This is a genomic window from Bradyrhizobium sp. BR14999 (assembly GCF_056106085.1).
On sequence record NZ_CM148536.1, the window covers coordinates 7,741,219 to 7,760,053 of the forward strand.

The 18,835-nt window shown below is 65.8% G+C and carries 16 protein-coding genes; 9 read left to right on the top strand and 7 right to left on the bottom strand.

The genetic code is table 11. From position 1 onward, the window contains the following. Positions 1-12: 12 nt before the first annotated feature. The gene (locus ACR9YP_RS36215) at positions 13-942 is read left to right on the top strand and encodes a bifunctional helix-turn-helix transcriptional regulator/GNAT family N-acetyltransferase (protein ID WP_474218282.1); all 930 of its coding nucleotides are present in this window, start codon (positions 13-15) and stop codon (positions 940-942) included. A 251-nt stretch (positions 943-1,193) separates the two neighbouring features. On the opposite strand, the gene moaB is transcribed toward ACR9YP_RS36215, so the two are convergent. Both moaB and ypfJ read right to left on the bottom strand, forming a co-directional pair. After that, positions 1,194-1,757: a molybdenum cofactor biosynthesis protein B gene (gene moaB, locus ACR9YP_RS36220; protein WP_128943726.1), complete on the bottom strand. Its 564-nt coding sequence runs from the start codon at positions 1,755-1,757 to the stop codon at positions 1,194-1,196. Positions 1,758-1,973: 216 nt separating this feature from the next. Then, the gene (gene ypfJ, locus ACR9YP_RS36225; protein WP_091894186.1) at positions 1,974-2,915 is read right to left on the bottom strand and encodes a KPN_02809 family neutral zinc metallopeptidase; all 942 of its coding nucleotides are present in this window, start codon (positions 2,913-2,915) and stop codon (positions 1,974-1,976) included. A 421-nt stretch (positions 2,916-3,336) separates the two neighbouring features. Here ypfJ and ACR9YP_RS36230 point away from each other — a divergent pair, with 421 nt between their 5' ends. The 3 genes from ACR9YP_RS36230 (at position 3,337) to ACR9YP_RS36240 (ending at position 5,784) form a co-directional block, all read left to right on the top strand. Next, a complete protein-coding gene (locus tag ACR9YP_RS36230; protein WP_091894188.1) occupies positions 3,337-4,467 on the top strand; it encodes a site-specific DNA-methyltransferase in 1,131 nt (376 codons plus the stop codon). Between the two features lie 173 nt (positions 4,468-4,640). Then, the gene (locus ACR9YP_RS36235) at positions 4,641-4,967 is read left to right on the top strand and encodes a hypothetical protein (protein WP_091894190.1); all 327 of its coding nucleotides are present in this window, start codon (positions 4,641-4,643) and stop codon (positions 4,965-4,967) included. Between the two features lie 130 nt (positions 4,968-5,097). Beyond that, complete coding sequence (locus tag ACR9YP_RS36240; RefSeq protein WP_474218284.1) at positions 5,098-5,784, top strand: glutathione S-transferase family protein; 687 nt, start codon at positions 5,098-5,100, stop codon at positions 5,782-5,784. A 55-nt stretch (positions 5,785-5,839) separates the two neighbouring features. Here ACR9YP_RS36240 and ACR9YP_RS36245 read toward each other — a convergent pair whose 3' ends face one another. Both ACR9YP_RS36245 and ACR9YP_RS36250 read right to left on the bottom strand, forming a co-directional pair. Beyond that, a complete protein-coding gene (locus ACR9YP_RS36245) occupies positions 5,840-7,849 on the bottom strand; it encodes a methyl-accepting chemotaxis protein (RefSeq protein WP_474218285.1) in 2,010 nt (669 codons plus the stop codon). 432 nt (positions 7,850-8,281) lie between these two features. Beyond that, positions 8,282-8,725, bottom strand: a complete 444-nt coding sequence (locus ACR9YP_RS36250) for a nuclear transport factor 2 family protein (RefSeq protein ID WP_474218286.1) — start codon at positions 8,723-8,725, stop codon at positions 8,282-8,284. Positions 8,726-8,816: 91 nt separating this feature from the next. Here ACR9YP_RS36250 and ACR9YP_RS36255 point away from each other — a divergent pair, with 91 nt between their 5' ends. Beyond that, complete coding sequence (locus ACR9YP_RS36255) at positions 8,817-9,740, top strand: LysR family transcriptional regulator (protein WP_474218287.1); 924 nt, start codon at positions 8,817-8,819, stop codon at positions 9,738-9,740. Between the two features lie 95 nt (positions 9,741-9,835). Here the strand turns inward: ACR9YP_RS36255 and ACR9YP_RS36260 are convergent, their stop codons facing one another. Beyond that, the gene (locus tag ACR9YP_RS36260) at positions 9,836-10,456 is read right to left on the bottom strand and encodes a glutathione S-transferase family protein (protein ID WP_128935576.1); all 621 of its coding nucleotides are present in this window, start codon (positions 10,454-10,456) and stop codon (positions 9,836-9,838) included. Between the two features lie 128 nt (positions 10,457-10,584). Here ACR9YP_RS36260 and ACR9YP_RS36265 point away from each other — a divergent pair, with 128 nt between their 5' ends. Next, positions 10,585-11,865, top strand: coding sequence for a flavin-dependent oxidoreductase (locus ACR9YP_RS36265; RefSeq protein WP_474218288.1), 1,281 nt, complete (start codon positions 10,585-10,587; stop codon positions 11,863-11,865). Positions 11,866-12,058: 193 nt separating this feature from the next. Here ACR9YP_RS36265 and ACR9YP_RS36270 read toward each other — a convergent pair whose 3' ends face one another. Both ACR9YP_RS36270 and mutY read right to left on the bottom strand, forming a co-directional pair. After that, on the bottom strand, positions 12,059-12,478 hold the full coding sequence (locus ACR9YP_RS36270) for a PaaI family thioesterase (protein ID WP_474218289.1): 420 nt from the start codon (positions 12,476-12,478) through the stop codon (positions 12,059-12,061). 69 nt (positions 12,479-12,547) lie between these two features. Next, a complete protein-coding gene (gene mutY, locus ACR9YP_RS36275) occupies positions 12,548-13,648 on the bottom strand; it encodes an A/G-specific adenine glycosylase (protein WP_474218290.1) in 1,101 nt (366 codons plus the stop codon). Between the two features lie 161 nt (positions 13,649-13,809). Here mutY and ACR9YP_RS36280 point away from each other — a divergent pair, with 161 nt between their 5' ends. The 3 genes from ACR9YP_RS36280 to smc all read left to right on the top strand — a co-directional run bounded on the left by ACR9YP_RS36280 (position 13,810) and on the right by smc (position 18,792). After that, positions 13,810-14,301, top strand: a complete 492-nt coding sequence (locus ACR9YP_RS36280; RefSeq protein ID WP_438111534.1) for a DUF721 domain-containing protein — start codon at positions 13,810-13,812, stop codon at positions 14,299-14,301. Positions 14,302-14,439: 138 nt separating this feature from the next. Then, complete coding sequence (locus tag ACR9YP_RS36285; protein ID WP_091894218.1) at positions 14,440-15,111, top strand: DsbA family protein; 672 nt, start codon at positions 14,440-14,442, stop codon at positions 15,109-15,111. A 216-nt stretch (positions 15,112-15,327) separates the two neighbouring features. Then, positions 15,328-18,792 (top strand): chromosome segregation protein SMC, encoded by a 3,465-nt coding sequence (gene smc / locus ACR9YP_RS36290; RefSeq protein ID WP_474218291.1) that lies wholly within the window; start codon positions 15,328-15,330, stop codon positions 18,790-18,792. Positions 18,793-18,835: the final 43 nt, after the last annotated feature.

Here is an 18,835-nt window from a genome sequence, read left to right on the forward strand (position 1 = left end):
TCGAGGTGACCCATGTCCTTTGAAGCTACCGACGACCACATCGGAGCGGTCCGCGCCTTCAACCGCTTCTATACCCGCAAGCTTGGTGTGCTCGACCAGCACCTTGGAAAAAGCCCGTTTTCGCTCAGCGAGGCCCGGGTGCTCTATGAACTCGCGCATCGCGACGACCTCGCGGCCAAAGAGATCGGAAACGAGCTTGGTCTCGACCCCGGCTATCTCAGCCGCATCGTGCAAAGCTTCGATGAAAAGGGGCTGATCACGCGAAGGCCCCTGCCCGCAGATCGCAGGCAATACCAGCTCAGCCTCACCGCCAAGGGCCGCCAGGCCTTCGCCAAGCTGAACCTAGGCTCGCAAAACGACGTTGCCGCCATGCTCGCTCAGCTTTCGGCCAGCGATGCAACGCGGCTCACGCAGGCGATGGCGACCATTGAGGCTGTGCTGGAGCAACGTCGAAGCCAGCCCGCGGCTTTCATGCTGCGCAGCCATCGCGTCGGTGACATGGGCTGGGTCATCTCCCGACAGGCCGCCGCCTACGCCGCGGATTACAACTGGGATATCAGCTACGAGGCGCTGGTCGCCGAGATCTGTGCACAGTTCATCAGGAACTACGACGCCGCGCGCGAGCACTGCTGGATCGCGGAAGTAGGTGGCGAGCCGGTCGGCTCGATCTTTCTGGTCAAGGCCACGGATGAGATCGCCAAGCTGCGCCTCTTGCAGGTGGAGAAGAAAGCGCGGGAGCTCGGCATCGGTCGCGCGCTGGTCGAGCAATGCATCCAAGGCGCACGCGAGAGGGGCTACAGCAAGATGACGCTGTGGACGCAGAGTATCCTCGTCGCCGCGCGCGGCATCTATCAAAGTGCAGGCTTCAAGCTCGTGAAGGAAGAGAAACACCACAGCTTCGGTGCCGATCTGGTCGGGGAGACCTGGGAGCGGGATCTCTGACGAGCTTGCTGCGGAAGAAATGCATGTTGCGGCGAGATGCACGTTGATGTGCCCTCTCCCCTTGCGGGAGAGGGCGGCGACGCTGGCAGACACAGACTCGCTTGGGTGAGGGGTATGTCTCCGAACTCTCCGTGCCGATAGAGACCCCTCACCCGTCTCGCCGCTACCGCGGCGATCCACCCTCTCCCGCAAGGGGAGAGGGGAAGAGGTCCGCGCCTAGCTCAGCGGAGAGAGCGTCAAAGCAACCGCAATCACACCGTCGCGCCTTGCGCCTTCGGTCTCCGCAGATGCTCGTCCAGCCTTGGCATGATCTCGACGAAATTGCAGGGACGCGTGCGGTAGTCGAGCTGGGCGGCAAGGATGCCGTCCCAGCCGTCGCGGCAGGCGCCGGGCGAACCTGGCAGGCAGAAGATGTAGGTTGCGCCCGCGACGCCCGCAGTGGCGCGGCTCTGGATCGTCGACGCGCCGATCTTGGCGTGGCTCAGCATATGGAACGCGATCGAGAAACCATCCATGCGCTTCTCGAACAGCGGCTCGATCGCCTCCGGCGTGACGTCGCGCCCGGTGAAGCCGGTGCCGCCGGTGGTGATGACGACGTCGATGCCGGCATCCGCGATCCAGCGGCGGATCACGTTGCGGATCGCCTCGATGTCGTCGGTGACGATCTCGCGCGCGGCGAGCTTATGGCCGGCAGCCAGGAGACGGTCGGCCAGCGTCTGGCCCGACTTGTCGTCGGCGAGGACGCGCGTGTCTGATACGGTGAGCACCGCGATGTTGAGCGGGATGAATTGCTTTGTCTCGTCTATGGAGGCCATTGTATCGCACCTTCTATCCCGCCCACCGCCGTCATCCTGGGGCGCTCGCCCTGCGGTGCAAGCGCACCGAAGGGCGAAGGATGGGCCACGGGCTCCGCCATCCTTCGAGGCTCGCCGGGCGAGCACCTCGGGCTGACGCCACTTCTTCTGAATCCTCAGAAGCGCAACCGCGCAACATAATTCGTGCTGCGTTGCGTCCGGGGCACGAAGCCTTCGTTACAGCGCCCCGGCACCGAACGTGTTGCAGGCCTGCACCGAGCCCTGCTGGTAGCCGGTCATGAACCACTGCTTGCGTTGCGCCGCCGAACCGTGGGTGAAGGAATCGGGCACGACGCGGCCCGTCGCCTGGCGCTGGAGCGTATCGTCGCCGATCGCGCTCGCCGTGGTCAGCGCGGCGTCGATGTCGCCGGGCTCGAGGAAGTTCGGGCGCTTCTTGGCCTCGCGGTTGACCCAGACGCCGGACAGGCAGTCGGCCTGCAATTCCACCTTCACCTGAAGCGCATTCGCCTCGGCCTTGCTGCCGGCCTGCTGCTGCAGCCGCGTCACGCGCGGAATGATGCCGAGCAGGTTCTGGATGTGATGGCCGGCCTCATGCGCAATGATGTAGGCGGTGGTGAAGTTACAGGCGGACTTGCCGGAGCAGCCGCGGAAGCGCGTCTCGACCTCTCGGAAGAAGCCGGTGTCGAGGAAGATGGTGCGATCCGGCGGACAATAGAACGGCCCCATCGCCGACTGCGCCATGCCGCAGCGGCCGCCATTGGTGGCGTTACGGAACAGTACGATCTTCGGACCGGTATAGGACTGGCCGCTGGCCTGGAAGATCTCGCTCCAGCGATCGTCGATCTCGCCGAGAATGCCGGAGATCATGCTGCCCATCTCGTCGGTCGGTGCGCCGCGCTTGCCGGAGGACGCCTGGCGGTCGGTCTGGTAGGTGGGCGCATGGCCGCCGCCGGTGAGGATCTCGGCGCCGCCGATCAGGATGCGCGGGTCGATGCCGAAGGCGTAGCCGACCAGGCCGAGGATGATGATGGTGCCGATGCCGAGCCCGCCGCCGCCCATCGGCAGCCCGAACCCGCCTCCTCCGCCGCCGCCAAACCCACCACCTTCGTCGCGACGATCCTCGATGTCGTCGCTGCGGCGGAAGTCATCGTAACGCATGGCGGCCTTTCCCCTGGGGGTCCCTGGTATCGTCGGCTTCGTCGGGCGCATGAGCGCCAAAGCTCAACGCGCCACACAGGTAAAATTTCCGTTGCGTTTATCAATATCGTGGCCGGCAAAAATTGCCTAGTGCGACACCATGCCGATGCCAGCAATTTTTTCCGAGGGTCGAGCAATTTTTTCCGAGAGAAATTTGGATCTTTTCTGAAGCCTCGACTGCTCGCGCGAGGCGAAGAAGCACGAAATGCACTGTAAAACACGGCGAATGCACGCAACGTCCCGCACACGACGCGCGATGCGGAGGCTGCTCACGAAAGCGGCGGGTTAAGTCGATTTTTACTTTGCCGCTTCAATGTATCGGTCAGTCGGTTGTTTGGTCCCGCGTCGCCGACAGCGTCGCCTGAGTCAGAGTTCTTGAGTCATGGTAGAGTCGCGTCGCGGGGCGTCTGCAAGGGCGCCCCGCACAAATTTTGAGTCCCCTTCGCATCGCATCATCCTCGGCGATTGCGTCGCCGAGATGTCGAAGCTTCAGGCCGGTTCGGTCGACCTCGTGTTCGCCGATCCGCCCTACAATCTTCAGCTTAAGGGCGATCTCAAGCGTCCCGACGAATCCCATGTCGATGCCGTCGACGACGAATGGGACAAATTCGATTCGTTCTCAGCCTATGACGATTTCACCCGCGCCTGGCTGCTTGCCGCCCGCCGCGCGATGAAGCCGTCGGCGACGATCTGGGTGATCGGCTCCTATCACAACATCTTCCGCGTCGGCGCCATCATGCAGGACCTCGGCTTCTGGCTCCTGAACGACATCGTCTGGCGCAAGACCAACCCGATGCCGAATTTCCGCGGCCGCCGCTTCACCAACGCGCACGAGACCATGATCTGGGCCGCGCGCGACGAGAAGGCCAGGGGCTACACGTTCAACTACGAGGCCCTGAAAGCCGCGAACGAGGACGTGCAGGCGCGTTCCGACTGGCTGATCCCGCTCTGCACCGGCGAGGAGCGCCTCAAGGGCGCCGACGGCAAGAAAGTTCATCCGACGCAGAAGCCGGAGGGCCTGCTCGCGCGTGTGCTGCTGTCCTCATCCAAGCCCGGCGATCTCGTGATCGATCCTTTCAACGGCACCGGTACCACCGGCGCGGTCGCAAAGCGTCTCGGCCGCTCCTATATCGGCTTCGAGCGTGACAAGACCTATGCGAAGGCAGCCGAAGCCCGCATCGCGGCGGTCGAGCCGCTGCCGGAACAGAGCCTCGCCCCATTCATGACCGCGCGCGAGGCGCCGCGGGTCGCGTTCTCCGAGCTGATCGAGCGCGGCATGATCATGCCCGGCACGAAACTGTTCGACTCCAAGAAGAAGCTCGGCGCTCTCGTGCGCGCCGACGGCGCCATCATGTTCGGCGACAAGGTCGGCTCGATCCACCGCATCGGCGCCGTGGCGCAAGGCTCGGCCGCCTGCAACGGCTGGACCTTCTGGCACGTCGAGACCAAGAAAGGTCTCAAGCTGATCGACGAGCTGCGCGCCGAGATCCGCGCCGGCATGGCGGCGGAGTAATCCGATCGTGATCTCGTAGGGTGGGCAAAGCGAAGCGTGCCCACCATCTTGAATGCCGTCTAGGACCCGGTGGACACGGCGCAAGAGCGCCTTTGCCCACCCTACGGCTTCTTGAAAGCCGCCCCCGCCAGGACTAGATTCGCCCGATCAGTCTCGTCCCGACCGGTCCTCCCATGCGACGACAGTCCGAGACATTGCTGCTGGTGCCGCTGCTGCCGATCTTCCTGCTCGGCATGTTTCCGATGTTCCTGATCGCGCTCTTGGGATTTTTCGGCCTCGCCTTGTTCGGCGTGCTCGTCGTCTGTGTCGGGCTCGCCAGCAGCAACGAGGCCCACGACAATTTCAATCACGACGTCATCGTGCACGGTTACGCGCGCGGAACGGAGCGCAAGGCGCGGGCTTCCGATATGCATCTCGCCACGCGACTCGGCCTGCGCCTGGAAGCGGTCGGCGCGGCGATGATCATTACGGCGGCGATCGGCCTCTGTTACGCCGCCTGATCTGCGCCGCGCGCAGATACCGCCCGGCAAACTCGCCGGTTGCGCTTCCGAAAGGTTCGGGCAAGACAAGCGGCCTCGCTGCAATGATGCTGCGCTCGCTCTCGGCAACAACCCCCTGGGGAGATGATCGATGCTCAAGTTCTATTTCAACGGATCGCCGAACCCGACCAAGGTCGCGCTTTATCTCGAAGAGTCCGGCCTGCCCTTCGAGCCGGTCGCGGTCGACACCCGCAAGGGCGAGCAGTTCTCGCCGGAGTTCCTCAAGATCAATCCGAACAGCAAGGTGCCGGCGATCGATGACAATGGCACCATCGTGTTCGACTCGAACGCCATCCTGCTCTATCTCGCCGAGAAGACCGGAAAATTCCTGCCCGCCGCCAGCATGCGCGGCGAGACGCTGTCGTGGCTGATGTTCATCGCGACCGGCGTCGGGCCCTATTCGGGTCAGGCCGTGCACTTCAAGCATTTTGCGCCGAAGGACCAGAACCACGACTACGCCCATAACCGCTATCAATACGAGACCGATCGCCACTACAGGGTTCTCGACGGTCACCTCAAAGGCCGCCGCTACATGGTCGGCGATGACTATTCGATCGTGGACATGGCGCTGTGGGGCTGGGCGCGGATGGTGCCGTTCAAGCTCGGCGACGACGCCTTCGCGCGATACCCGAACGTGAAGCGGCTGGTGGACGAGATCTCGGCGCGGCCCGCGGCGGCGCGCGCGATCGCCTTGAAGGACAAGTTCGCCTTCAAGGCCGAGATGGACGAGGAGGCGAGAGCCAACATGTTCAAGCACATGAAATCGAAAGTGGCCTGATCGCGCGCCGTTCTTCGAGGCCACGCGCATGCGCGTGGCCTCTTGCTTTTAAAGCTCAGGCGGCGTGAACCGTCTCCAGGAACCTCGCGACTTCGACCTTCAAGCGGTTGCTGTCGGCCGACAGCGAGCGCGCCGCCGAGAGCACTTGCGACGAAGCCGAGCCGGTCTCGGAGGCGCCGCGCTGCACGTCGCCGATATTGGTCGAGACGCGCTGGGTCCCGTGAGCGGCCTGCTGCACGTTGCGGGAGATTTCCTGCGTGGCGGCGCCCTGCTCTTCCACGGCGGCAGCGACCGCCGAGGAAATCTCCGACAGTCGCTCGATGGTGCCGCTGATCTCCCTGATGGCGCCAACCGATTGCTCGGTGGCGGCCTGGATGTTGGCTATCTGCTGGCCGATCTCGCCGGTCGCCCTCGCCGTCTGCTCCGCGAGCGCCTTGACCTCGGAGGCGACCACGGCGAAGCCGCGACCGGCTTCGCCCGCGCGCGCGGCCTCGATGGTGGCGTTGAGCGCGAGGAGATTGGTCTGGCCGGCGATGGTGCTGATCAGCTCGACCACGTCGCCGATCCGGGCGGCCGCCTTGGAGAGCTCGCCGACGCGGTCGTTGGTCCTGCTGGCCTGACCGACGGCCTCGCCCGCGATGCGGGCGGATTCCTGCACCTGGCGGGCGATCTCGCTCACCGAGGAGGACAGCTCCTCGGTGGCGGAGGCGACCGCCTGCACGTTGGCGGTGGCTTCCTGCGATGCGGATGCCACTTCGGTCGACAGATCCTGGGCGCGCGAGGCGGTCGTGGTCAGCGTGCCGGCGGAGGCTTCCAGCTCGTTCGACGCCGACGACACGGTGTTGACGATCTCGCCGACGGCCTGCTCGAATTGGTCGGCGAGCCTGACCATGTCTTTCTTGCGGCTCTCGGCCTGCCGCGCCTCGAGCTCGGCCTGCTCGGCGCGCATGCGCTCGGTGTCGATCATGTTGTCCTTGAACACCTGGATCGCCTTGGCCATGTCGCCGGTCTCGTCGGCCTTCCCGCGCCCGGGAATCTCGATCTCGAGATCACCGCCGGCCAGCCGCCCCATCGCACGCGTCATCGAGGTCAGGGGACCGACGATGCTGCGGGCGATCAGGAAGGCGACGATGCCGCCGAACAGGATGGCGAGACCGCCGGCGGTCTCCTGAACGGTCGTCGTGCTGGCGATCACGGCTGCGGCATGGTTGCGCGATTCCTGATAGTCCTTCTTCAGCGTCGTTTCTGCGGCCTTGAGTTTGCCGATGCTCTCGACGATGAGGGGCGCGAGGTTCTTGTGATAGATCTCGTCGGCCTGAAGCATCGCGGCCGATGTCATCTCGAACGCGGATTTATAGATTCCGAGCGAGGTCTTCACCGGCGCGAGCGTGGCGCGCAAGTCCGCGGCCTGCGGGCTTTTCTCGATCGCCGCGAGCCGTTGCGCTGCCCTGTCCACACTCGCCCTGAAATTCGCCGGTCCCTGCGCGTCGCGCAGGGCCAGGAAACGCCAGTTTGCGACCCGGACAAGGAGGATCCTGGATTCGAGGTCGGCGACCAGGGCCGCGGTGTCTTCATCGACGGCGGCGCGCGCCGCATCGACCAGCTTGCCCATCTTGACGGCCAGCTCCTCCCCGCTCGGCAGCAGGGTCGCCTTGCCCGTTCTCGCCTCGTTGACGGCATCCCCGAGATTGTCACGCAGGCGTCGCATCTTGGCGATGTCGCCGATGAGGCCGTTGTAGAGGGCTCGCCGCTCCTCCGAGAGCGTGCCCTTCGCCCCGACCTGCAACAGCTCGGTCGCCGCGGTCTCCCGCTCTTGCGCCTCTTTCATCGCGGGTTCGTTGGCGTCGTAGACGTAACGCAGATTGGCGCGCTGGATCGCCTGAAGATGGGTCGATATCTCCAGCACCCGCGCCGTGCTGTCCGAGAGCGCGGACTGCCTTGCGACCTGATCCTGCACCGCCCGCAAATTCCAGACGGCGACCACCGCCATCACCAGACCGACCGCCACGAGGGCCATGAAGCCTGCGTACAGGCGTCCCCTGATCCGCAAACGAAACTTCGACATTCCCACTGTCCACCCAGATGCATTTCACTTCGAGCGGCCGAACGATTCCGGCGATCGTCACCGGCCGCCCCGGCAGCCGCGTGTCGCGTCTTTGCGACTCACGCTGCACCGCGACACAATGGGGGACACTCGTTAATTGAACCTTCCAATTGTTCGCGCAGAGCCGCGGCAGCGCCGACAAAACCTGCTGATTTTGTCGGCAGTTGCTCCCGCTTCCTACTTCCGCCGGACAGGCTTCTTCAGCTCATACGCGATCTCCGCCCGGGTCATCCCACAGTCCTGAAGCTCCCGTCATGGCGGCGAGCTGACACCGTGCCCGAGACCGCTCGCGTCTGATACGGATCAACTCGACCAGCGCCTGCCAGGCCCGCACGATCATCACCGGCTCTGACGGACGAGATCGGCCGACGGACGTGACGCGGCTCAAGTTCGTCAGCTCGCAGCCCCCGCGCCCGCTTGCGGAAAAGGACCGAGCGCCCTCTCGGTCAGGACCGAGTCGCAATATTCCCGGATCTCCTTGATCTTGCCGTCCTCCAGGCGAAACACGAGACAATAGTCGTTGTCGTAACGGACGCCTTCGGGCGTGACGTTGTCGCCCTTGGCTTCCACCACGACGATGTCGCCATCGGCAATGAAGCGGTGGGCGACCGTGCGCGTGCGGTCACGCAGGCGGGTGCGGACATAGCCGTGCAGATCGTTGAGGATCGCCTCCTTGCCCGAAAAGGTGCGCGACCAGGAATATTGCCCGGTCACGACCCATTTGGCGTCGTCGGCAAGGCTCGCGGTGAACAGCGCACGATCGCGCGCGGCGGGATCAGGGTTGGCGGCGGCGGCAAAGATATCCTGCATCAGTTTCTTGTTGGCGCTCGCGCTCATGGCGGCATCTCCGTTTGGTGGCAACACGGAGAACATCGCCGCTCAACGAGAATTCTTCAAATCGATAGCGAATATGATATCTATTCACCTCATGAATTTGAATTCGCTTGACCTCAATTTGCTGACCGCCCTCGACGCACTGCTGCGCGAGGCCAATGTCAGCCGCGCCGCACTTCGGATCGGCCTGTCGCAACCGGCGGCGAGCCATGCGCTCCAGCGCCTGCGCGACATCTTTGCCGATCCGCTCTTGGTGCGCACCGGCGCGCGGATGGAGCTGACGCCCCGGGCCGAGGCGCTCCGCGCACCGCTGGCCCACGCGCTCGATCAGGTGCGCGGGTTGTTCGTGCCTGAGGATTTCGACGCGGCGCGCAGCGAACGGCAATTTCGCCTGATGATGCCGGATCTGGCGGTCGAGCTGTTGATGCCGCCGTTGATGGAGAAGGTGACGCGCCTTGCGCCCAACGTCCGTATCGAGATTGTGCCGTGGCGCGGATCTGCGATCTTCCACGCCGAGTTCGCCCGCACCATCGACCTCGTGATCTCGATCGGCAATGCCTTCAAGGGATTTCACCGCCAGCTGCTTTACACCGACAGCGACGCGCTGGCGGTGCGGCGCGGCCATCCGATGGTTGCGAAGCTGACGCGACGCGAAACGTTCCTGGCCGCACGCCATGTCGGCGTCATCATCCGCGGCAGCGCTGAGGATCTGATCGACACCTGGCTGCGCAGCAAGGGCATCGAGCGGCACATCTCATTGGTGGTGGCAGGCTATCTCGAAGCGCTGCACGTCGCCGCCCGCACCGACCTCGTCGCCTTCGTGCCGCGAAGACTGATCGCGGCGCTGTCGAAGCAGCTCGGCCTCGTCACGGTGACGCCGCCGCTCGACCCTGGGATCGACGAGCAGTTCATGTTCCATCCGACGCGCGCGCAGATGGACCCCGGCTCGATCTGGCTGCGGCGGCTGATGCTGGAGACGGGACGCGAGTTGGAGCAAGCCAAGCGCAAGCTCTCGTAGGGTGGGCAAAGCGAAGCGTGCCCACCGCTCTATATTGCAATCGTGGAAGATGGTGGGCACGGCACTTCGCGCCTTTGCCCACCCTACAAGCGCTCTTACGCCTTCTGCGCGTCCATCACCTTGCGCACCGCGGGCCGATCCGACATGCGCTTGAAATGATCGGCGATCTTCGGCGTCGCGTTGATGTCGACGCTGTCGCCTTCGAGCCAGGTCGAGAGCGTGTAGAGATAGGGATCGCAGATCGTGAACTGCTCACCCATCACCCAGGGCCCTCTGAACATCTTCTGCTCGATCAGGGCGAAGCAGGCCGCCATGGTCTTCGGGACCATCGCCTTCATATCGGCGAACGAGCTCTCCTGCGTCGCCCAGCGCGCGCCGCGCATCTTGTGGGCATGGTTGATGTGCACGGTCGAACAGAGATAGGAGTTGAACGACTGCACCTGGGCGAAATCGAAGGGATCGTCGAGCGGCGCGAGCTTCGCCTTGGGAAAGGTCTGCGCGATATAAGCCAGCATCGCCGGCGTCTCGGTCAGGATCCCGCGATCGGTCACCAGGGCCGGCACGCGGCCCTTCGGGTTGATCGCGAGATAGTCCGGACTGTTCTGCTGGTTGTCCTTGAAGCTCAGCCGCTCGGCCGTGTAGTCGGCGCCAACCTCCTCCAGGGTGATGTAGGTGGCGAGCGCGCAGGTGCCGGTGGCGTAATAGAGCTTGAGCATGTCGGACCTCCTGGGAAAGCTGGAAATTAGCGGCTGTCGGCCGTCAGGTCCATAGCACGAGCCCCTCTTCGCAGTTGCCCACCGCCGCCCGCCTATGCCAAGACGCCCGCAGTCGGAGGGGTTTTGTCATGACGGTACTCATCGCCGGTGGCGGCATCGGCGGGCTGACGCTTGCGCTCAGCCTGCACGGAATCGGCGTTCCCGTAAAAGTGCTCGAGAGCGTCGCGGAATTAAAGCCGCTCGGCGTCGGCATCAACGTGCTGCCGCATGCGGTGCGCGAGCTGATCGAGCTCGGTTTGATGGACAAGCTGGATGCCAGCGGCGTGCGCACCCGCGAGCTCGCCTATTTCTCCAAGCACGGCAAGCCGATCTGGAGCGAGCCGCGCGGGCTGGAGGCCGGCTACAAATGGCCGCAATTCTCGATCCATCGCGGCACGCTCCAGCAACTCCTGCTCGACACCACGGTCGAGCGGCTCGGCCGCGAGAACATTCTCACCAGCCATCATTTGACCGGCTGGACCGAGACGGCGGATGGCGTGCGCGCCGACTTCATCGACAAGGCGACCGGCAAACCCGCCGGGACCTACGACGGCGCGATCCTGATCGCCGCCGACGGCATCCATTCCGCCGCGCGCGAAAAGCTGTACCCGGGCGAAGGCGCGCCGATCTGGAACGGCCGCATCCTCTGGCGCGGCGTCACGCCTGCGAAGGCCTTCCTCAGCGGCCGCACCATGATCATGGCCGGTCACGAAATCCTGAAATTCGTCTGCTACCCGATCTCGAAAGAGCCGGATGCGGCGGGCAATCACCTCATCAATTGGGTGGCCGAGCGCCACATGCCGCCGACCTATCAATGGCGCCGCGAGGACTATAACCGCTCCGCGCGGCTGGAGGAGTTTCTGCCCTGGTTCGAGAGCTGGCAGTTCGACTGGCTCGACGTGCCCGGCCTGATCAAGAACTGCCCGCACGCCTATGAATATCCGCTGGTCGACCGCGATCCGGTGTCGCAATGGACGTTCGGCCGCGTCACGCTGATGGGCGATGCCGCACATCCGATGTACCCGATCGGATCGAACGGCGCCTCGCAGGCGATTCTCGATGCCCGTGTCATCACGCGTGAAATCATGGCGCATGGACCGACGGAAGCCGCGCTGCTCGCCTATGAGGCCGAGCGGCGGCCCGCGACCACCGACCTCGTCCTGCTCAACCGCAAGAATGGCCCCGAGCAGGTGATGCAGCTGGTCGAGGAGCGCGCGCCCGACGGCTTTGAGGTCGTCACCGACGTGCTGTCGCAGAAGGAGCTGGAAGAGATCGCCGCGAATTACAAGCGCGTGGCGGGCTTCCAGGTCGAGGCGCTGAATGCCAAGCCGGCGATCGTGAACGCAGGCGCGACGCGCGCGGGGGCGTGAGTTTTTGCTGATCGTCGAGCCGCGCGCTCCTCTTCACCTCTCCCCGCTTGCGGGGAGAGGTCGGATTGCATCGAAGATGCAATCCGGGTGAGGGGTACAGGTCTCTCGACAATCTCCCGTGTGGAGAGAAGCCCCTCACCCCAACCCTCTCCCCGTAAGAACGGGGCGAGGGAGTGAGAGAGCGGTGCACACCTCACTTCACCACCCTCGCCGCCTCCAGCAGCCGCTCGCTCGCGCTCGCCGTCGCCAGCACGGTGCCGTCCTCCGTCGTCAGCTTGCCCTCGACGAACGCAATGGTCTTGCCGAGCTGCGTCACCCTGGCCTCACCGATGATCGGGCCGGGCTTTGCCGGGCTGAGGAAATTCACGGTCATGCTGATGGTGGTGGTGTAGAGCCGGCCCTCGCTCATCACGAGCACGGCCGGGCCCATCGTGTCGTCGAGCATGGCCGAGAGCATGCCGCCCTGGATGAAGCCTGCGGGATTGCAGAACTCCGGCTTGCCTTCGAAGCCGAGCTTGATCCAGCCCTCCTGCGGGCGGGCATCGAGCAGGCGCCAGCCCAATAGCTCGGCGCAGGGCGGCTTTCGAAAGTTGTCCAGCGCAGTCTTGACCATACGAACCTCCGTTGCCGTCGAAGGGGATAACGCAGGCCTGCTGCCAGCATGATGTCAGCAGGGTGGGCGCTAGAGATCCAATCCATGCGCGATCACCTTGCGCATGAGGTTGGGGAGCGCTTCGCCGGCAAGCGTGGCGATCGGCACCCAGCGCATGCCACCGGGCGCGCGGGTGCGGGCCTCCGCCTTCGCCGTGTAGACGATCAGCTCCAGCGGAAAATGCGTGAAGACGTGGGTGACGACGCCCACCTTGCGCTGCCAGCGCGTCAGCCCCTTCAGCTCCGGCGCCTGCAGCTTCGCCGCCGCATCGTCCTGGCCGGCGAGCCAATCCGAGCCGGGGACTTCGGTCATGCCGCCGAGCAGGCCCTTTTCCGGTCTTGAGCGGACGAGCAGCTCATCGCCGCGCGTGACGACGAAGGCAGCACCGCGCCGAAGCGTTCCGCTCTTCTTCGGCGCCTTGCGCGGAAATGTTTCCTGCGTGCCTTGCGCACGTGCGATGCAATCCTCGTTGAGCGGACACAGCGAGCAGGCAGGCTTCTTCGGCGTGCAGATCGAGGCGCCGAGATCCATCAGTGCCTGCGCGCTGTCGCCGGCCCGGGAGGCGGCCAGCAGCGTCGCGGCCAGCTGCTGGATCAGCGGCTTGGCCTGTGGCAGCTCCTCCTCGACCGCGAACAGGCGCGACACCACCCGCTCGATGTTGCCGTCGACCGGCATCGTGCGGCGATCGAACGCGATCGCGGCGATCGCGGCCGCCGTGTAAGGCCCGATGCCCGGCAGTGCGCGCAGGCCTTCCTCTGCGTCGGGAAAGACGCCGCCATGCCCGCGCGTCACCGCGACCGCGCAGGCATGGAGGTTGCGCGCCCGCGAGTAGTAACCGAGCCCGGCCCACATCCGCAGCACGTCGTCGAGCGAGGCCCGCCCCAGCGCCGTGACGTCGGGCCAGCGCGCGACGAATTTTTCGAAATAGGGCCCGACCGCCTTCACCGTGGTCTGCTGGAGCATGATCTCCGACAGCCAGACGCGGTAAGGGTCCGATGCCTGTCCGGGGCCCGCGCGCCAGGGCAGCCGGCGGCGGTGGCGGTCGTACCAGGCGAGTAGGAGTTTCGGGCGCGATGAGGCTTTCGACTGAACTGGTTCCGACTTGGCCATGAGGGCAGATCTGGGGCTCATGGCTACACTGTAGCGGCAACGCGCCGGTCTCTCCACGTCATGCCCGCGCCTGTCGCGGGCATCCACGTCTTTCTTCGCGGCAAGACGTGGATGGCCGTGACAAAGCCCGGCCATGACGGCAGCAGTTCCTGAGGCATCGCGCACGGTGCTATAAGGTCCCGATGTCCAAATTCCCTCCCAAACCCGGCCCCATCAGCGCCAAGCCGCTGTCGCTCCTGCTCAACGACGTCTTTGCCGAGGCCTATGCCAAGCAGGGTTTTGCGGCGCGCGAGTTGGTGACGCGGTGGGCGGAGATCGCCGGGCCGGAGATCGCGGCCCATGCCGAGCCCTTGAAGATGCAATGGCCGCGGCCGGTGGAGGGCCAGCCGCAGGAGCCGGCGACGCTGGTGCTGCGGGTCGAAGGGCCGATGGCGCTGGAGATCCAGCATTCGGCCGATGTGATCCTGGAACGGGTCAACCGCTTCTTCGGCTGGAGCGCGGTCGGCAAGCTGGCCTTCCGCCAGGCCCCCCTGTCGCGCGCCCGGCGGCCGGCACGGCCAGGCCCGCCGGATCCCAAAGCGGTGGCCAAGGTGGCGGAGAGCCTGGGCGATATCGAAGATGAACAACTCAAGACCGCGCTGGCGCGGCTCGGGGCCGCCATCAAGCGAAATTGAGCCTTATTCCGCCGCTAATCTGGACCCTGACTTGCCGCTCGCCATTGCCTCAAACGACGTTTCAAGCTAGCGACAGGCCGCCCGGGCGGGAACTCGATAGACCCCTGGGGCGACACCTTGCCAATCCGGGAGCCGACCTTGATCATCACCCGCCGCGCCTTCACCACGATGCTGTCGCTGACCGGGCTTGCCGCGCTCGCCGGGCTCTCGCCGCTGCGATTCATCTCCGAGGCCATGATCCCTGAAGCAATGGCGCAATCCGCCGCGGATGTGGCCAAGCCGGTGTCGTTGCCCGACATGGCGCTCGGCCCGAAGGATGCCGCCGTCACCATCACCGAATACGCCTCGATGACCTGCCCGCACTGCGCGGCCTTCAACGAGCAGGTGTTCCCCAAGATCAAGAAGGAATACATCGACACCGGCAAGGTGCGTTACATCTTCCGCGAGTTCCCGCTCGACATCAAAGCCGCTGCCGGCTCGATGCTGTCGCGTTGCATCGCCAAGGACGACGCGCCGAAATATTTCGCCGTCACCGACATGCTGTTCCGCCAGCAGAGCGACTGGGTGATGAAGAACACCACCGAGACCCTGACGCGGATCGGCAAGCAGGCCGGCCTCACCCAGCAGCAGGTCGAGGCCTGCCTGAAGGACCAGTCGCTGCTCGACAAGATCGCCGCGGACCAGAAATACGCCAGCGACGTTCTGAAGGTGGATTCGACGCCGACCTTCTTCATCAACGGCGAGAAGATCAAGGGCGAGGCCTCGTTCGAGGAGTTCGCCAAGAAGATCAATCCGCTGCTGAAGAGCTGATTCGCAACGCCACAATCCTGATTCGCGCATCTAAAGCCGTATCATTCCCGGCATAAATCCCTTGGGAAAAACGGCTTTCGCCGGTTGCCCTCGCGGCGCACCGCGGCCATTGTCCGCCGCACGAGCCGCCTCGCGCGACTCGCCCAGACAGCGACAACGCCTTCCATGGTATTGTCCCGGCAGGGGATTCGCGCCTGCCAACAGAGATGCGTGCTTATGAAAATCACCCGCCTGCGCCTTCACGGTTTCAAGTCCTTCGTTGAGCCCACGGACTTCGTTATCGAGCCCGGCCTGACCGGCGTGGTCGGACCCAATGGCTGCGGCAAGTCGAATCTCGTCGAGGCGCTGCGCTGGGCGATGGGTGAGACCTCGTACAAGTCGCTGCGCGCCGCCGACATGGACGCGGTGATCTTCGCCGGCTCCGGCAACCGTCCCGCACGCAACCACGCCGAAGTGACGATGACGATCGACAATGCCGATCGCACCGCGCCGGCGGCGATGAACGACAGCCAGCTTCTGGAAGTCTCCCGCCGCATCGAGCGTGAGGCCGGCTCGGTCTATCGCATCAACGGCCGCGACGTGCGCGCCCGCGACGTGCAGATCCTGTTCGCCGATGCCGCCACCGGCGCGCGCTCGCCCGCCCTCGTCCACCAGGGCAAGATCGGCGAAATCATCCAGGCCAAGCCCGAGCAGCGCCGCCGTGTGCTGGAAGACGCCGCCGGCGTCGCCGGCCTGCACGCCCGCCGTCACGAGGCCGAGCTGCGGCTGAAGGCGGCCGAAACCAACCTCACCCGCGTCGAGGACGTGATCGGCCAGCTCTCCGGCCAGATGGAAGGCCTGAAGAAGCAGGCCCGCCAGGCCGTGCGCTACCGCGAGGTTGCGGCCAAGGTGCGCAAGGCCGAAGCAACCCTGTTCCATCTGCGCTGGATCGGCGCCCACGCCGACGTCAACGAATCCGGGCAGACGCACGATCTCGCGGTCCGCGAGATGGCCGAGCGCACCCAGCACCAGGCCGAAGCCGCACGCATCCAGGCCATTCGCGCCGCCGAGATGCCGGCGCTGCGCGATGCCGAAGCGCGCGCCGCGGCCGGGCTCCAGCGCCTCACCAATGCCCGCGAGCAGCTCGACCGCGAGGAAGAGCGCGCCAAGGAGCGCGTCGCCGAGCTCGAGCGCCGTCTCGCCCAGTTCGAGGGCGACATCTCGCGCGCCCAGCAGCAGACCATGGACGCCGACGTCGCGCTGCAGCGGCTCGACGCTGAGGACGCCGAGCTGAAGGAAGAGATCAAGTCGCGCGTCGAGAAGCGCTCCGGCGTCGACGAGCGCGTCGCGGAAGCCGAAGCGGTGCTGACCGAAACCGAGCAGCGCTTCGCCGAGCTCACCACCGCGCTCGCCGACCTCACCGCCAAGCGCAACCAGCTTGAAGCCAATGTCCGCACCCATCGCGACAAGCTCGCCCGGCTCGACCAGGAGATCGCGAGTGTCGCGGCGGAAGAGCAGAAGCTTGCGCAGGAGACCGGCGGCTTCGGCGATCTCGACGAGCTGACCGCTCTGGTCGAGACCGCGGAGCAGACGCTGGCCGCTTCGGAAGCCGCGGCGCAGGCGAGCGAAGCCGCCCATGTCGCCGCGCGCCAGACGCTGGAATCCTCGCGCTCGCCGCTGGTCGAAGCCGACAAGCGCGTGCAGCGGCTCGAGACCGAGGCGCGCACGATCTCGAAGATCGTCAACGGCGAGACCAAGAATCTGTGGCCGCCGATCATCGACGGCATCACCGTCGACAAGGGATTTGAAAAGGCGATCGGCGCCGCCCTCGGCGACGATCTCGACGCGCCGGTCGATCCGTCGGCGCCGATGCGCTGGACCAATGCCGGCGTCACCGACGGCGATCCGGAGCTGCCCGAGGGCGTCGTTCCGCTCGCCAACCATGTGCAGGCGCCGGCCGAGCTGGCGCGCCGTCTGGCGCAGATCGGCGTGGTGCCGCGCGAGCGCGGCGCCGAGCTGGTCTCGCAGCTCAAGACCGGCCAACGGCTGGTCTCGCCCGAGGGCGACGTCTGGCGCTGGGACGGCTTTGTCGCCGCGGCCCACGCCCCAACCGGTGCCGCGCGGCGGCTTGCCGAACGCGCCCGCCTCGTCGACATCGAGAACGAGCTGGAGCAGGCCCGCATCGACGCGCAGATCAAGCGCCAGGCGCTGGAGAACGCCGAGTCCGAGCTGCAGATGGCCGCCAGCACCGAAGGTGCCAGCCGCGAAGCCTGGCGGGCCGCGCAGCGCGAGCTCAACGTCGCCCGCGAGCGCCACGCTGGCGCCGAGCGCGAGATCAGCCGCCACGCCGCACGCAAGGCGACGCTGTCGGAAGCGCACAGCCGTCTCGCCGCCGACCGTGCCGAGGCCGAGGCGGCCTACGAATACGCCGAGGCCGGCATCTCCGAACTGCCGTCGAGCGAGGACACCGAGAACCGGCTCGCCGCCGTCCGCAGCGATATCGAAGCCCATCGCCGCATGGCCGCTCAGGTCCGCGCCGAGGCGCAGGCGCTGGCCCGCGAGGCGGAGCTCGCCGACCGCCGCGTGCAGGCGATCCTGGCCGAGCGCACCGAGTGGCAGAACCGCAAGGAGAGCGCGGCCTCCCACATCGACACCATCCAGGCCCGCATCGCCGAACTGACGATCGAGCGCAGCGAGCTCGAAAACGCACCGGCCGTGTTCGCCGAGAAGCGCAGCGCGCTGATCACCGAGATCGAATACGCCGAGAACGATCGCCGCATGGCCGCCGACGCGCTCGCCACCGCGGAATCCGCGATGGCCGAGACCGACCGCGTCGCGAAGCTGACGTTAGAGGCGCTCTCCAGCGCCCGCGAGGCCACCGCCCGCGCCGAGGAGCGCATGGAAAGCGCGCGGCGCCGGCTCGAGGACATCGAGCGCGAGATCCGCGACATGCTCGAAGTCGAGCCGCAGGCCGTCGCCGGCCTTGCCGAGATCGAGCCCGGCGCCGAGCTGCCGCCGCTGCACGACATCGAGGAAGACCTCGAAAAGATGCGCCGCGACCGCGAGCGCCTGGGCGCAGTCAACCTGCGCGCCGAGGAAGAGCTGCGCGAGGTCGAGACCCAGCACACCGGCCTCGTCACCGAGCGCGACGACTTGGTCGAGGCCATCAAGCGGCTGCGCCAAGGCATCCAGAGCCTCAACAAGGAAGCGCGCGAGCGGCTCCTGACCTCGTTCGAGATCGTCAACAACCACTTCAAGCGCCTGTTCGTCGAGCTGTTCGGCGGCGGCGAGGCCGCGCTGCACCTGATCGAGAGCGACGACCCGCTGGAGGCCGGTCTCGAAATCATCGCCAAGCCGCCGGGCAAGAAGCCGCAGACGCTGTCCCTGCTCTCGGGCGGCGAGCAGGCGCTGACCGCGATGGCGCTGATCTTCGCGGTGTTCCTCACCAACCCCTCGCCGATCTGCGTGCTGGACGAAGTCGACGCGCCGCTCGACGACCACAACGTCGAACGGTACTGCAACCTGCTGCACGAGATGACCGGCTCGACCGACACGCGCTTCATCATCATCACGCACAATCCGATCACGATGGCGCGGATGAACCGGCTGTTCGGCGTCACCATGGCCGAGCGCGGCGTCTCGCAGCTGGTGTCGGTCAGCCTCGCAGAGGCCGTGGACATTCTCGACCAGAACGTGGCGTGATATCTCTGCCGTCGGCCCAGGGCTCGCAAAGCGAGAACCCGGA

What these genes read in the sequence shown, in the direction of transcription:
- mutY (WP_474218290.1), bottom strand. Translation starts at nt 13,648, where the DNA reads ATGAGCCCCAGATCTGCCCTCATGGCCAAGTCGGAACCAGTTCAGTCG.
- ACR9YP_RS36245 (WP_474218285.1), bottom strand. Translation starts at nt 7,849, where the DNA reads ATGTCGAAGTTTCGTTTGCGGATCAGGGGACGCCTGTACGCAGGCTTC.
- smc (WP_474218291.1), top strand. Translation starts at nt 15,328, where the DNA reads ATGAAAATCACCCGCCTGCGCCTTCACGGTTTCAAGTCCTTCGTTGAG.
- ypfJ (WP_091894186.1), bottom strand. Translation starts at nt 2,915, where the DNA reads ATGCGTTACGATGACTTCCGCCGCAGCGACGACATCGAGGATCGTCGC.
- ACR9YP_RS36230 (WP_091894188.1), top strand. Translation starts at nt 3,337, where the DNA reads ATGGTAGAGTCGCGTCGCGGGGCGTCTGCAAGGGCGCCCCGCACAAAT.
- ACR9YP_RS36255 (WP_474218287.1), top strand. Translation starts at nt 8,817, where the DNA reads ATGAATTTGAATTCGCTTGACCTCAATTTGCTGACCGCCCTCGACGCA.
- ACR9YP_RS36215 (WP_474218282.1), top strand. Translation starts at nt 13, where the DNA reads ATGTCCTTTGAAGCTACCGACGACCACATCGGAGCGGTCCGCGCCTTC.
- moaB (WP_128943726.1), bottom strand. Translation starts at nt 1,757, where the DNA reads ATGGCCTCCATAGACGAGACAAAGCAATTCATCCCGCTCAACATCGCG.
- ACR9YP_RS36280 (WP_438111534.1), top strand. Translation starts at nt 13,810, where the DNA reads ATGTCCAAATTCCCTCCCAAACCCGGCCCCATCAGCGCCAAGCCGCTG.
- ACR9YP_RS36265 (WP_474218288.1), top strand. Translation starts at nt 10,585, where the DNA reads ATGACGGTACTCATCGCCGGTGGCGGCATCGGCGGGCTGACGCTTGCG.
- ACR9YP_RS36260 (WP_128935576.1), bottom strand. Translation starts at nt 10,456, where the DNA reads ATGCTCAAGCTCTATTACGCCACCGGCACCTGCGCGCTCGCCACCTAC.
- ACR9YP_RS36270 (WP_474218289.1), bottom strand. Translation starts at nt 12,478, where the DNA reads ATGGTCAAGACTGCGCTGGACAACTTTCGAAAGCCGCCCTGCGCCGAG.
- ACR9YP_RS36240 (WP_474218284.1), top strand. Translation starts at nt 5,098, where the DNA reads ATGCTCAAGTTCTATTTCAACGGATCGCCGAACCCGACCAAGGTCGCG.
- ACR9YP_RS36250 (WP_474218286.1), bottom strand. Translation starts at nt 8,725, where the DNA reads ATGAGCGCGAGCGCCAACAAGAAACTGATGCAGGATATCTTTGCCGCC.
- ACR9YP_RS36235 (WP_091894190.1), top strand. Translation starts at nt 4,641, where the DNA reads ATGCGACGACAGTCCGAGACATTGCTGCTGGTGCCGCTGCTGCCGATC.